Raw genomic sequence first — 14,023 nt, forward strand, 5'->3', positions numbered from 1 at the left:
AATACAAATTTTAGCAGGCGTTGTCTAAATAGTACACTTTAATTATCCATCAAAATAGTTGGTAAACCGACATATTTCGGGTTTCTTTGCTAGCATATTCAGATTTACCCCAGGAACAAAAAAACGCAGTTCAAAATAGAACTGCGTTACGTGCATCTTTCAACTTACATACCACTTAAATATTTCAATGGATCTACAGCATTCTTTTTAGAAGCAGTCCATTCACCTACGTATAATTCAAAATGTAAATGCTGTCCAAATGAGCGACCCGTATTTCCCATGATTCCGATTTGTTGGCCCTTACTTACTGTTTGACCCTCAGAAACATTTCTTGATCTCAAATGGGCATAGACTGTTGTATAAACTTGTCCATCTATATAGTGCGACAGGTAGATAACATTCCCATAGGAACTTGAAAAATTTGACCTTGTTACGACACCGGCTGCCGAAGCTACGACTGGAACTGTACCTGACTTGGCAATATCAATCCCATTATGGTTTCTTCCCCATCTTCCGCCAAATCCTGAGGATACATATCCTGCTGCAGGGCGCATAAATTTACCGGACGTAATGGCCGGCGCAGATACTGTATTACCATTTCCCCCGCCTGTGCTTGCAGAAACCTTTTTAGCTTCTTCTGCCTGACGGTCCTTTTCTTGTTGAATGGCTTTTTTCACAGCTTCTGCTTGACTCGCCAATAATTGCTTTTCCTCCTCCAGGCTTAGTTTTTCTTCTTCAAGTTCAGCCTGCTCGGATTTTAGAATAGCCATTAATTTATTTTTTTCGACCTTCTGGCCATCAAGCTTTTCATTTATAGTTACCAGCTCTTGTTTCATTGCATTTAATTTATTGAGCTTATCTTCAACTTCTTCTTTTTTTGCAACCAAGTCAGCTTTATCATTTTCTTGTTCCGTTAAGATATCCTTATCCGCTTGCATAATAGTGGATACAGCACCTACACGTTCAACAAATTCACCAAAACTGCTGGCTCCAAAAACAACCTCTAAATAATTCACTCCTCCACCATTTTGCTGGTAGGAGCGAGCCCGTTCTTTTAAAATCTCATTGCGAGTTTCAATTCTGGCCTCAATTTCTTTAATGCTCTCTTTTAAACTTGTAACTTTCTCTTGTGTTGAAGTAATTTGGCTATTTTTCTCTTTAATTTTCTCTTGTGTTTCAGTTATTGATTTTTGTAATTTATTAAGTTCTGCTTTTACTTCAGCTTTTTGAGATTCAATCTGATTGATTTTACCGTTTGCTTCTGAGATATCTGTTTCAACAGCTGATTTCTTTTCTTGGATGTTATTCTTCTTTTGTTGTAAAGAATCAATGGATGCTGCTTGAACACTGCCTCCAAAGAGGCCAGCAAAACCCAGCACTAGCGCTGTGTTTAATGCAACAATGGTCTTCTTCACGTGACTTTCCCCTTTCATACTAGGTAACACAATCTGTCTATTCTATGTAGGCCCCTTTGTTACAAGGGGCACAATTGATAATGTTTGAAATTTAGATGGTTATATTTTCAAAAACTTACGAACCGACATTAAACTTCCCCAAATACCAATCAAAGCTCCAAACAGGACAATCAATAGGGAGACCTGAATGATAAATGGATTGTATGGAAGTAGGCTCATGTAATCAATGGTTAAACCTAATGCAAAATTATCGTAAAGGAACTTATACCCTACAGCAATAATCGCTATTGGAATAATAGATCCCATGATGCCGAGCCATAATCCTTCAAGGAAAAACGGCCAACGGATAAATCCATTTGTGGCACCTACTAATCTCATAATTTCAATTTCACGTCTTCTTGCGAAGATGGTAATTTTAATCGTATTGGATATCAAGAACATCGCCGTAAATAACAAGGCTGCGATTAAAACAATCCCTACATTCCGTGATGTATCGACTATTTTAAACATTTTTTCAACGAATCCTTGTCCGTATTTGACAGTTTCAACATAATCCATTTTTCCTGCTTCTTCCGCAACCTTTGCGACATCGTCAGGGCGATATGTTTTGATGATATATACATCGTTCAGAGGATTGTCCTGCTCAAAGAGTTCAAAGGCACTTCCCTGATCACCCATATTTTCAATCAGGTTGTTTAATTCATCTTCTTTCGGGGAAAAAGTAATAGAATCTACTTCCCCTAATTTTTCTAGATTACTCTCAAGTTGAATCCTTTGTTCTTCAGTAGCAGTGCGATCCACATGGACACGTACTTCAACATCACTCTCAATGCTGCTGGCAAAGTTATTTAAGTTCATCATAATAACAACAAATACACCAACTAAAGATAGTGTAACTGTTACGGCGCTGACAGAAGCAAATGTCATCCAGCCGTTTCTGCCAATATTTTTGAAGCTTTCTTTTATATGTCGGAGGAAGGTTCTAAAGTTCATAGCCATATTCCCCCTTCTGTTCATCACGCACGATGTATCCATTCTCTATCGCAATAACTCTATGTTGTAGTGTATTAACAATCTCTTTATTATGCGTTGCCATCACAACTGTTGTACCGAGACTATTGATTTCTTCGAAAATCTTCATGATTTCCCATGATGTTTCTGGATCCAGGTTACCAGTCGGCTCATCTGCAATTACCAGCTTAGGCGAGCGAACGATGGATCGGGCAATCGCTACCCTTTGTTGTTCTCCACCGGACAATTCAGTTGGAATCATACGAACCTTATGCTTTAAACCAACTAAATCAAGCACGTCCATAACCTTTTGCTTAATGACCTGTGGTCTTTCCTCTGTTACTTCCAGAGCAAAGGCTACATTTTCATAGACTGTAAGATTATTCAACAGTTTATAATCCTGGAAAATTACCCCGATATCTCTTCTTAAAAGAGGCACCTTCGAGTTTTTGATATTGGCAATATTCCTGCCATTGATCATGATCGTACCACTTGTCGGTTTTTCTTCGCGGTACATCATCTTAATAAATGTAGACTTCCCTGCGCCACTTGGCCCAACAACGTAAACAAATTCTCCTGATTTGATTTTTACATTTAGGCCCTTGACTGCTGAAACGCCATTAGGATATGTCTTTTGAACATTAATCATTTCTATCATGTCGTTTTCACCTTTTTCTACCTTCATGTTGTGTATAGTACCTCTATGCTTTATCGACAGGTGTCGTTATTTCTTGTTTTATGATGGAAAAATCCATCTTTTGTCACGATTTTATTATAACATCATAAAATGTCAGAAAAACCACGTTTATATTACATTTATATTTCAACTCTATTACCTTTTTTGTCAGATACCGTAAATATAGTATTAACTATGCCTGTGGTTCATTGTACTCAAGTTGCAATCTTAAAGAAGAGGTCATTTAACCTATTCAATTAATTAAAGGACAAACAGAAACCGGTAAGATAATCTCCTCCGGTTTGGTAAATTCTATTAAAATACTTCACTGCTTATTGCTAAGCCATTCAGCCACTTTTTTAGCATCATCCTCTGCAATCAAATCGCCTGGCATGGCAGGTGCCCCATCATTAATGATTGCTTCAATTTCTTGCACGGATAATTTTTCACCTACAGAAACCAACCCAGGACCAATTCGGCCTTCAAGTGTGTCTCCATGGCAATTTGAACATTTTTGTTCATAAATCTTTGCCGCTTCACTTCCATCATTAGCAATCGAAATCGGAGTGGATGAGGCTGTTTCATTTTTCTCAGTACCCGAATGAGTTGCACAACCAACAAGGGCAATGATAACAACTGCTATGCCAAAATGCAAATAGTTCTTCAAGGAAGTCCCCTCCCAATATTAGGAAAACATTTGTATGCCCTTATTTTAGCTGTATCTAGGCTTTTTTAAAACCCTCTCCAAGTACCTCGGCAGCATCCATCACGACGACAAATGCCTGGTCATCAATACGTTGAACCACTTGTTTAAGTTTTGTGAAATCAGTTTGATCGATTACACACATTAATACCGGACGTTCACTCTCTGTATATCCGCCATGGGCAGATATTCTTGTAACCCCGCGATCCACTTCTTCCAAAATAGCTCGTCTTACTTCTGTTTCATGATTGGTAATGATCATAACCGTTTTAGAGCGATTAATGCCGACTTGGACTAAATCAATAGTTTTGCTCGTTACATATAGCCCAATCAATGCATATAGACCTTGCTCAATATCAAATACGAGACAAGCAGCCAGTACGATTAAACCATCAATGGCGGCAACACAGGTTCCTAAAGAAAGCCCGGTGTATTTATTAACAATTTGCGCTGCTAAATCGGTACCGCCAGTTGAAGCTTTTCCAAGGAATACTATCCCAAGTCCCAATCCAACACCAATCCCACCAAATAAAGCTCCCAATAAGGGATCCTGAGTCCATGGAGACCAGTTACTCGTCAGGAAAACAACGAATGGGAAAAAGATCGTTCCTACAGCTGTTTTAATTCCAAAATGCGTACCAAGCAGAATAACCCCAGCTATAAATAGCGGAATATTAAAGGCCCATTGTACAAAGGCCGGCTCCCATCCGAATACATTATACGTAATCGTACTGATTCCGCTGACCCCACCGGATGCAACTTTTGTCGGTAATAAAAACATATTAAAGGAGATGGCCACAATGGCAGAGCCGATCAGAACATATAAATAATCCTTAATTAGATTGAAGTAAGGATGCGATTCCTTCTGTGCGTTTCTTTTTTTCTTCACAATTGCAAAAGCCTCCGTCTAAACATTTAATAAAGTATATTCATTCTATACGAAATTCCGACATGAAACAATGAAAGGCAATAAAAGATGAAAAAGTCAGACAATAACCGCGCCAAATGGCAAAGAAAAAGGCACCCTATAAAGGGCACCTATTGTAGATTAAATCGAAATATCTTTCTTATTGAAAACAATAAAGGTTATCGCGATAAACAGTACATAGTAAGCAGCCAACACACCGAGTGAGAGACCTACCGTCGCTCCCTCAAACATAGGCGCACTTTCCATAATATATCTTCTCAAATCTATGTGAGGGAACAAAACAAATTTTAACCATTCATATCGTTCAACAAGGGAGGTGATTAACATATTTAAGGTTGAAGAAGCAAACAAGATGAAAACAGAAATACCGACTGCGATTGCCTGGCTTTTAAACAAAGTGCTCAACATAAAAGCCATCGTAATAATGATGAGGAAGCCTGGAACCCAATATAGCATAAGCTCAAAAAAGTATGGGCCTGCTTCTAATGTTATCACTTCGTCAAAACTTGTAGGGTCGATCATCTTATCTGTGAATGATGCTGAACCAAAGAAAATTAACCCGACAAGGTATCCTGCAACACTTAATACAACCACCACTGTAGCTGCATATAATAAAGTTGTTATATATTTCGAGAGAAGAACTTTCCAGCGCCGATGCGGACGAATTAATAATTGCTTAATTGTTCCATCAGAGAACTCCGCGGACACTGAGGCGCTGCAGATAATAACAGCAAATAAGGTCACAAAAGATGCGATTGACGTAACCCAATTGACCATAAAGGTCCAACTTGTTTCTTGGTTAGGATTGATACCAGTATCCAATAATTTCTGACTTCGGGCAATATCTTCTTGAATCCACTCTTTTTCTTCCTCAGACGTCTTCGGATCATCCAAAACAGCTTGCTGGGACTGTATGTTATTCTCTTCCTTCACTTTCCAATCATCTGCATTATTCATGGTCTTTACTAGAATAGCACTCCCTACTAGAGCAACTAGCAAAAAGCCGATAAATATATACGAAGACATTTTAGAGAAAATTTTCATCCATTCATTTTTAATCAATGAAATCATACTCGCACCTCCTCTTGCTCTGTAATCTCGAAGAATCGATCTTCAAGCGTTTTCTTCACAACATTAATTTCATAAACATCTACTTCTGCTTCATTTAACTGTCGATTTACTTTGGCAATATCTTCGCGTGTTGCCTGGAGGGTAATCATCTTTTTATCCTGCTTTACAATATTCAGACTTGAAAATTGCTCTTTAATTACATTGACTGCTGCCAATACATTATTGATGGAGAAAACCACTTCTCTTAAATCTTCCTCTTTTTCCTCTATAATATTGTTTTCTATATGTATGAGCTTTCCTTTCTCAATAACGGCAAAACGATCACACATTAATTGCATCTCGGATAATAAATGAGAGGAAATTAGCACACCTATTCCTTCATTGGCTAATTGATGTAAATAATCACGGAATTCTCGTATTCCTTGTGGGTCCAATCCGTTTGTTGGTTCATCGAGGATTAATAACTGAGGACGATGCAGCACAGCCTGCGCAACCCCAAGACGCTGTCTCATTCCCAACGAATAGGTCTTTACCTTCTTGTCCATCGCATGGTCAAGCTTTACCAAGCGAGCAACTTCATCAATCCGCTCTTTTTTAATCTTTTCTTTGGCCATTCGGGCATAATGGATCATATTCTTTCGGCCGGTCATATATTTGTAAAACTCCGGATTCTCTACAATTGCCCCTAAATCATGCATTGCCCCTTCAAAATCCCTATCCAGATCATGCCCATTAATAAGAACCTGGCCGTTCGTACGATTAATTAGACTGGCAATCATTCTGATAATCGTTGTCTTACCAGCACCATTCGGACCAAGCAGTCCAAAAATTTCACCCTTTTTAACGCTGAAACTAACATCATTGACAATAACAGTGCTGCCAATCTTTTTCGTTAATGACTTCACTTCAAGAGCCGTTTCATTCATACCATCCCGTCCTTTCAAAAATTACACCTATTAATAATACCGTATAAAACGGATAAAAGTTACAGAAATTACAAAATAATTAAAAATTAACCAAATTACAAAATAATTAAAAATTAACCAAAAAAAAAAAAAAAAAAAAAGACCAGCTATATCTTAGCTGATCCTTTAAAAGTTCTATATGAATTAGGATAATTTTGAACGTAAATAAGCATCGATGAACATATCTAAATCTCCATCCATGACAGCCTGAATATTCCCGGTTTCTGCATTTGTACGGTGGTCCTTAACCATGGAATATGGATGGAATACATAGGAACGGATTTGACTTCCCCAGCCAATTTCCTTTTGTTCTCCACGAATTTCTGCCAATTCAGCTTCTTGTTGCTCGATTTCCAGTTGATAAAGCTTGGATTTCAGCATTTTCATAGCTGTTTCACGGTTCTTGATTTGGGAGCGCTCAGTTTGGCAGCTGACCACTGTATTCGTTGGTAAATGAGTGATCCGAACGGCAGAATCTGTTGTATTGATATGCTGACCACCGGCACCGCTCGCACGATACGTATCAATTTTCAAATCCTCTGTACGAATTTCGATATTAATCTCATCATTGAATTCAGGCATTACCTCACAGGAAACGAAAGAGGTATGACGACGTCCTGAGGAGTCAAACGGCGAGATACGTACTAGGCGGTGTACGCCTTTTTCTGCCTTCAAATAGCCATACGCATTGTGGCCTCGAATGCCTAGCGTTACGCTTTTAACTCCAGCTTCATCACCAGGAAGATAATCAAGTGTTTCTACCTTGAAGCCTTTCTTTTCAGCCCATCTTGTATACATACGCAGCAGTAAGGATGCCCAATCCTGAGATTCCGTTCCGCCTGCACCTGGATGAAGCTCTAAAATGGCATTATTCTTGTCATATTCTTCACTCAATAACAGCTGAAGCTCAAACGCATTCAATCTCTCGGATAGTTCCATAAGCTCGCTCTCCAGTTCTTCCTGGAGATCTACATCTGGCTCTTCCTTAATTAATTCAAAGGTCAAATCCAAATTCTCGTATGACTCATTTAATGCATTAAATTCGCCCACTTGATCCTTCAAGCCATTTGCCTCGTTAATAATTCCCTGCGCTTTCGCTTGGTCATTCCAAAATGATGGTTCGGACATGATCTCGTCCAATTCCATAATACGGGCTTCTTTTTCTTCTAAGTCAAAGAGACCCCCTAAAGTCCGCCAAACGTGTGGCTGTTTTTTCTAACTCGTTACGAATTTCTGCTATTTCCATTTACGTTCACCTCATCTATTTTTACAAAGCTTGTTACTCACAATTTAAATCTCCTTTTCAGGAAAAAGAGAGCCGGCCTATCCTTTAGCCGTCCCTCTTTATTTAACATATCTTATTATACGCGTCAACGTCATCTAAAGATACTGACATGTCTTATTTATCTTCCATGGCAATTCTTATATTTCTTACCGCTACCGCATGGACATGGAGCATTTCGTCCAACGGATTCTTCATTACGTTTCGGTTTCTTCTTGACTGTCTCTCCTTCATCACTCTTCGGATTAACAGCCTGTCCTTTCACAACCTCTTCACGCTCTAGATTATTGCGGATCTCAGCTTTCATGATGTATTTAGCCACATCATCCTCAATCGCAGAAACCATGGCCTCGAACATCGCAAAGCCTTCTTGCTGATATTCATTGAGCGGATTGATTTGAGCATAGGCACGTAAATGAATACCTTGTCTCAATTGTTCCATTGTATCAATGTGATCCATCCACTTGCTATCAACCGCACGCAATACAATTACCTTTTCAAACTCACGCATTTGCTCAGAAGAAAGCTCTTCTTCCTTCTCATTGTATTTTTCAATGATTTTGCCATAAATTAATTCAATTAATTCTTCCCCATCAAGCTCTTTTAATTCCTCAGCATTAAAAGTACCTTCAGGCAGAAGGTTGGCATAGACATAATCAAGCAATCCTTCAATATTCCACTCTTCGCTTTCCACATCAGGCGCAAAGGCATAGACATTGCGCTGCAGAGAGGAACGAATCATAGTCTCTACGATTTCACGCAGATTCTCACTTGATAGTACATCAAAACGCTGCTTATAAATAATCTCACGTTGTTGACGAAGTACATCATCATATTCAAGCAATTGTTTACGGGCATCATAGTTATTACCTTCAACTCGTTTTTGCGCAGATTCAACGGCTTTAGATACCATTTTACTTTGAATCGGTTGGTCATCCTCCATACCGAGACGGGACATCATGCTCTTAATATTGTCAGATCCAAAACGGCGCATCAATTCATCCTCTAATGAAAGATAGAATTGTGTAACCCCAGGGTCTCCCTGACGACCAGAACGTCCACGCAGCTGATTATCAATACGGCGGCTTTCATGGCGCTCCGTACCAATAACGGCAAGACCGCCGACTTCCTTCACACCTTCACCAAGCTTGATATCTGTACCACGGCCCGCCATATTCGTAGCAATTGTTACGGCACCTGGCTGACCGGCATCAAGGATGATATTTCCTTCGCGTTCATGCTGCTTCGCATTCAGGACACTATGCGGAATTCCTTTTTTCTTCAATAATTCAGATACATATTCACTCGTTTCAATCGCTACTGTACCAACCAATACTGGCTGACCCTTCGCATGGCGTTCAGCGATATCCTCAACGACCGCTTTGAATTTCCCTTCCATAGAGGCAAAAATCAAATCTGCACGGTCATCACGCACGATGTCGCGGTTCGTTGGAATCGCAATAACATTCATATTATAAATATTACGGAATTCCTCTTCCTCTGTTTTCGCTGTACCAGTCATACCGGCAAGCTTTTCATACATACGGAAGTAGTTTTGGAACGTAATCGTCGCAAGCGTCATGCTTTCATTCTGGATATCGAGGTTTTCTTTCGCTTCGATCGCCTGATGCAAGCCATCACTATAACGGCGTCCTTTCATTAGACGGCCGGTAAATTGGTCAACGATGACAATCTCGCCATCCTGAACCACATAATCCACATCCAAATGCATGGAAACATGCGCTTTTAACGCCTGGTTAATATGATGGTTCAAGGCAACATGGCTAATATCGAATAAGTTATCAATGCCGAATGCTTTTTCAGCACGGCTCATTCCTTCTTCAGTCAGCTGAACACCTTTTGTCTTTTCGTCGTATGTGTAATCTCTTTCTTTTGATAAAGTACGGACAAAGGCATTCGCCTGTATATAAAGCTGAGTTGATTTTTGAGCGGAACCAGAGATAATCAATGGCGTACGTGCTTCATCAATCAGGATGGAGTCAACCTCATCTATTACAGCATAATGAAGCGGACGCTGTACCATCTGTTCCTTATACAGCACCATATTGTCACGTAAATAATCAAACCCAAACTCGTTATTTGTACCATAGGTAATATCGGCATTATACGCTTCCTGTTTCTCTTCACGGCTCATTCCAGTAAGATTCAAGCCGACTGAAAGCCCAAGGAAGTTAAATAATTGCCCCATTTCAGTGGCGTCACGGCTTGCTAAGTATTCATTGACTGTAATGACATGAACACCTTTACCAGTAATCGCATTTAAGTAAACAGGCATAGTGGAGGTCAATGTTTTACCTTCCCCTGTTTTCATCTCAGAAATATTACCTTCATGAAGGGCGATACCCCCCATTAATTGAACCTGGAAAGGATACATGCCAAGGACACGGCGTGATGCTTCTCTGACTACTGCAAATGCCTCAGGCAGTATATCGTCGAGTTTCTCTCCACCCGCGTAACGTTCTTGAAATTCCGTTGTTTTAGCAGACAGTTCTTCATCAGACAAAGCTTCCATGGCAGATGCCAAAGCTTCTATTTTATTTGCAGCCTTATTCAGGCGTTTAAGCTCAGATTTATTAGGGTCAAACAATTTATTCAAAATCCCCATTAAGCAGTCTCTCCTCTTATCTGTACAGGGTTCATTAGCCCTAGAATGATATAGATTAATAATCGTTCATATTTTTAAATTTCACATTAATAGTAACACTTACAAATGGACAAAACAACAGAAGGAGTGTGTACACACATGATATTTTTGGGTTATTTTACCTCAAAATATACTTAAGTTCATAACTGAGCTTTGAAATTTTGATAGAGAAATTGCATGAAGGGCTTAAATATTGAAGAGAGGTTTCCTCATAAATGGTTAGGCTGATTTCTAATTATAATAGAATTGATACACAAACATAGTAGACTAGGTGCCTCCATAGATGAGGTTTCAATAAGTTCAAGTTTTGATTGAACGAGATGGATTTATGCCCATTTTCTGATCACGATCATTCAATGAAAAAGCAGCCCCCTTACAGGAGCTGCCCATTATCAAGTATAAAATTAGCTTTGTGCTTCAATTAAGCCGTATTTGCCATCTTTACGTTTGTAAACGATGTGAGTGCCGTCAGTTTCTGCATCAGTATAGATGAAGAAATTGTGTCCTAGCATGTCCATTTGAAGAATTGCTTCTTCGCTGTCCATTGGTTTAAGATCAAAGCGTTTCACACGCACAACTTCTAATTTATCATCCTCTTCTTGCTCAACACCGACTTCTCCAGCTGGAAAAGTGAATAACTCTTTACCGCTTTCACGAGAACGACGGTTAACTTTTGTTTTATATTTACGAATTTGTCTTTCCAATTTATCGTTAATTAAATCGATACCTGCATACATATCTGTATTTGTTTCCTCTGCACGTAGCACTAGGTTAGGTAGCGGAATAGTGATTTCAACTTTTGTTGTTTTATCATTGTACACCTTCAGATTGACATGTACGTTTGCATCAGGTGTTTCTGTAAAGTATCTTTCCAATTTTCCGATTTTTTTCTCTACATATTCTCTGATTGCTGGAGTTACCTCAATGTTTTCACCACGAATGTTATAATTCATAAGTGAGTCCTCCTTTTCTACTCTATAACTATTAATATTCTCTAATCCCTTTTAAAAATCCTGCCTATATCGACAATTTGTTTAAGTTTAAATATTCAGGATTTTCAAGGAATTCATATATAGTATACCCTATTCAACAACAAAAAAGCACTACTTCTCATGATAATTCATTTGAGGTAATCATTTCCTCTTATCGTAATAAACTCCATCTGTTAAAATCGCCTCATAGGGGTTGGCATATTTTTGATTATGCTGCTTTTGCTCCCGTACCATTTTAAGGTTCCGAGCCACTTCCATTCTCCGTTTGGCCATTGCTTTCGCCAGTTCTTCATTCAGCTTCACACATAACTCGCCAAGCTTTTTTTCCTCGTCAGTAAAAGGAGGCTGTATATCTTTTTGCAGACTTTCCCGAATACGAATGATTTCATCCAGCCTAGAAATAGCGATCTCGCGGTCTTTTTCCCAGCTCAAATCACTTAATACCTCTATCGCTTCCCTTGTTACCTGAAAATATTCCCGCAGTGCACTCATCATAAACCGAGCTCCTCTGTCTCTCATTTAAAAAAGCCCTGACTTCGGTAAAAGCCAAGGCCAAACCCCCATTACGTATAAATATTAATGAGCATTCCTTGGATTTCGCCAATCATGCCTAATAAATGTATACGTTTATCTTCCTTATCAAGGACTGCATTTGTGAGGTCAACCAGCTTTTTATCCACTTCTTTTACAAGCTTATACACCTTTGCTGATCCACGATGATTAAAACCGCGATGCTCCTCTAATTGCAGCCCATTTTTTACGGCATCATCTAAAAAGTCTTTCACAAGCTTCTTATATTTTCGTAAATAATCAACCGACTGAGTTTCACCGAGCCTCTTGCCCTGCTCCTCAATCTCCTGCATTTTCCGTGTCAATCGATCAAGAGTCAAATCATTGCGCCTGGTTCCCATAACCTCTTTAAAGGCAATCGAATCCTTGGCTACCTCTTCCTTAGAACTGACCTTTTGCAAACCAGTCCTGCCTACTCGTTGTACCTCCATGAGATCACCTCAACTTTGTTACTTCAATAATTGTAGCACACCCTGTGGAAGTTGGTTGGCTTGTGCCAACATGGCCTGTGCTGCCTGATTTAAAATGGTATTCTTTGTGAACTCAGTCATCTCAAGAGCCATGTCTACATCGCGAATCCGTGATTCTGCAGAGGTTACGTTTTCACTCATTGTTTGTAAATTCGTAATCGTATGCTCCAGACGATTCTGCATCGCACCTAAGTTGGAACGCTCAGCAGAAACGGCCGCGATTGCTTTATCAATTTTTGAAATAGCAGCATTGGCAGCCTCCGCTGTTTTCACATTCAATGGTGCATCGGCGGTTCCTAATCCAAGTTCTTCAGCATTCATTTTATTTATCGTTAACTCAATCGTTTGGCCTGCGTTGGCTCCTATTTGAAAACTAAATTCAGATTGGCTTCCATCTAATAGTTTCGCACTATTAAACTCAGTCGTCTCACTCACACGCTCAATTTCTGCTGTAAGCTGATTATACTCTTCCTGGATGGCTTCACGATCTTCATTCGTATAAGTCCCATTCGCGCTTTGAACCGTTAATTCTCTCATACGCTGCAGCATTTCGTGGACAGATGACAAGGAGCCTTCTGCAGTTTGAATGAGAGAAACTCCATCAAGGGCATTTCGTTCCGCCATATTTAGACCGCGAATTTGTGAACGCATTTTCTCTGAAATAGCTAGTCCCGCTGCATCATCGGACGCTTTATTAATACGAAGTCCTGAAGATAGCTTTTCTAAGCTTTTATTTGTATTGGTTGTATTAGTTGATAGATTACGATAGGCGTTCAAGGCAGAAATATTATGATTAATTTTCATGGAAATGCTCCCTCATTCTATTAGAATTTTTTCCTCATCACGTTATTTTCATAGGCCGATACCATCTTAATTAACGAATCAGCCTTTGCATTATTTTTCAATTGCATGGCATCATTCCAGGCTGTGGATAGAGTCTCAACGATTTTGATCAGGAATGAAATGCTATCCGTATTCTTAGTTAGATTTACCCGGATCAGCTCATCAGCCAGGAAATTATAGAGGGTGTCCAAATTCTCCGTAATTGGGCCTGCTTCATACCGAAGTCCCACACCAAGACGATGAACGATATCACCGGCCCTTTGCAGGCTTTTATTAGCCTGGAATAAATTAGACTCATCTATTTGATCAATGGCCTCATATAAATTGGTTAATAGTCCTTCATACAGCAATGCCGTTAATTCCTGAGATGATTTTTGCACAATAAGTTCCTCTGTTAAAAATTCCATTCACAAAAACCTCCATATCCTCTTA

The 14,023-nt window shown here is 39.4% G+C and carries 14 protein-coding genes; all 14 read right to left on the reverse strand.

What is annotated here, in order from left to right:
• Window positions 1–164: 164 nt before the first annotated feature.
• The 14 genes from AC4G3O_RS12355 to AC4G3O_RS12420 all read right to left on the reverse strand — a co-directional run bounded on the left by AC4G3O_RS12355 (window position 165) and on the right by AC4G3O_RS12420 (window position 13,998).
• Window positions 165–1,415 carry a murein hydrolase activator EnvC family protein gene (locus tag AC4G3O_RS12355; RefSeq protein ID WP_066106090.1) on the reverse strand — a complete coding sequence of 417 codons (1,251 nt, stop codon included), beginning with the start codon at window positions 1,413–1,415 and terminating at the stop codon, window positions 165–167.
• Between the two features lie 99 nt (window positions 1,416–1,514).
• Window positions 1,515–2,408: a permease-like cell division protein FtsX gene (gene ftsX / locus AC4G3O_RS12360; RefSeq protein WP_066106086.1), complete on the reverse strand. Its 894-nt coding sequence runs from the start codon at window positions 2,406–2,408 to the stop codon at window positions 1,515–1,517.
• Window positions 2,398–3,084, reverse strand: a complete 687-nt coding sequence (gene ftsE / locus AC4G3O_RS12365; protein WP_066106856.1) for a cell division ATP-binding protein FtsE — start codon at window positions 3,082–3,084, stop codon at window positions 2,398–2,400. Before ftsE ends, ftsX begins: the two co-directional genes overlap by 11 nt.
• Window positions 3,085–3,427: 343 nt before the next feature.
• Window positions 3,428–3,769, reverse strand: a complete 342-nt coding sequence (locus AC4G3O_RS12370) for a c-type cytochrome (RefSeq protein ID WP_077248104.1) — start codon at window positions 3,767–3,769, stop codon at window positions 3,428–3,430.
• Between the two features lie 55 nt (window positions 3,770–3,824).
• On the reverse strand, window positions 3,825–4,694 hold the full coding sequence (locus AC4G3O_RS12375; RefSeq protein WP_395940468.1) for a YitT family protein: 870 nt from the start codon (window positions 4,692–4,694) through the stop codon (window positions 3,825–3,827).
• A gap of 159 nt (window positions 4,695–4,853) precedes the next feature.
• Complete coding sequence (locus tag AC4G3O_RS12380) at window positions 4,854–5,804, reverse strand: ABC transporter permease (RefSeq protein WP_491136242.1); 951 nt, start codon at window positions 5,802–5,804, stop codon at window positions 4,854–4,856.
• Entirely contained in the window at window positions 5,801–6,730 is a 930-nt protein-coding gene (locus AC4G3O_RS12385) for an ABC transporter ATP-binding protein (RefSeq protein WP_140461795.1), read from the reverse strand. Before AC4G3O_RS12385 ends, AC4G3O_RS12380 begins: the two co-directional genes overlap by 4 nt.
• 183 nt (window positions 6,731–6,913) lie before the next feature.
• Window positions 6,914–8,015, reverse strand: a protein-coding gene (gene prfB / locus AC4G3O_RS12390; RefSeq protein WP_139063848.1) for a peptide chain release factor 2 whose coding sequence is annotated in 2 segments (ribosomal slippage) — window positions 6,914–7,942 and window positions 7,944–8,015 — 1,101 coding nt in all. Because the reading frame shifts where the segments join, the coding sequence is not laid out codon by codon here.
• Window positions 8,016–8,172: 157 nt separating this feature from the next.
• A complete protein-coding gene (gene secA / locus AC4G3O_RS12395) occupies window positions 8,173–10,677 on the reverse strand; it encodes a preprotein translocase subunit SecA (protein ID WP_490558614.1) in 2,505 nt (834 codons plus the stop codon).
• Between the two features lie 443 nt (window positions 10,678–11,120).
• A complete protein-coding gene (hpf, locus tag AC4G3O_RS12400; protein ID WP_066106072.1) occupies window positions 11,121–11,669 on the reverse strand; it encodes a ribosome hibernation-promoting factor, HPF/YfiA family in 549 nt (182 codons plus the stop codon).
• A gap of 180 nt (window positions 11,670–11,849) precedes the next feature.
• The gene (gene fliT, locus AC4G3O_RS12405) at window positions 11,850–12,203 is read right to left on the reverse strand and encodes a flagellar protein FliT (RefSeq protein ID WP_066106070.1); all 354 of its coding nucleotides are present in this window, start codon (window positions 12,201–12,203) and stop codon (window positions 11,850–11,852) included.
• Window positions 12,204–12,271: 68 nt separating this feature from the next.
• Window positions 12,272–12,709, reverse strand: coding sequence for a YaaR family protein (locus tag AC4G3O_RS12410; RefSeq protein ID WP_490552618.1), 438 nt, complete (start codon window positions 12,707–12,709; stop codon window positions 12,272–12,274).
• A gap of 18 nt (window positions 12,710–12,727) precedes the next feature.
• The gene (locus AC4G3O_RS12415; RefSeq protein WP_491136243.1) at window positions 12,728–13,552 is read right to left on the reverse strand and encodes a flagellin N-terminal helical domain-containing protein; all 825 of its coding nucleotides are present in this window, start codon (window positions 13,550–13,552) and stop codon (window positions 12,728–12,730) included.
• A 20-nt stretch (window positions 13,553–13,572) separates the two neighbouring features.
• Window positions 13,573–13,998, reverse strand: a complete 426-nt coding sequence (locus AC4G3O_RS12420) for a flagellar export chaperone FliS (RefSeq protein WP_140461799.1) — start codon at window positions 13,996–13,998, stop codon at window positions 13,573–13,575.
• Window positions 13,999–14,023: the final 25 nt, after the last annotated feature.

The sequence above is a fragment of the Bacillus sp. z14 (2026) genome, from assembly GCF_058313575.1.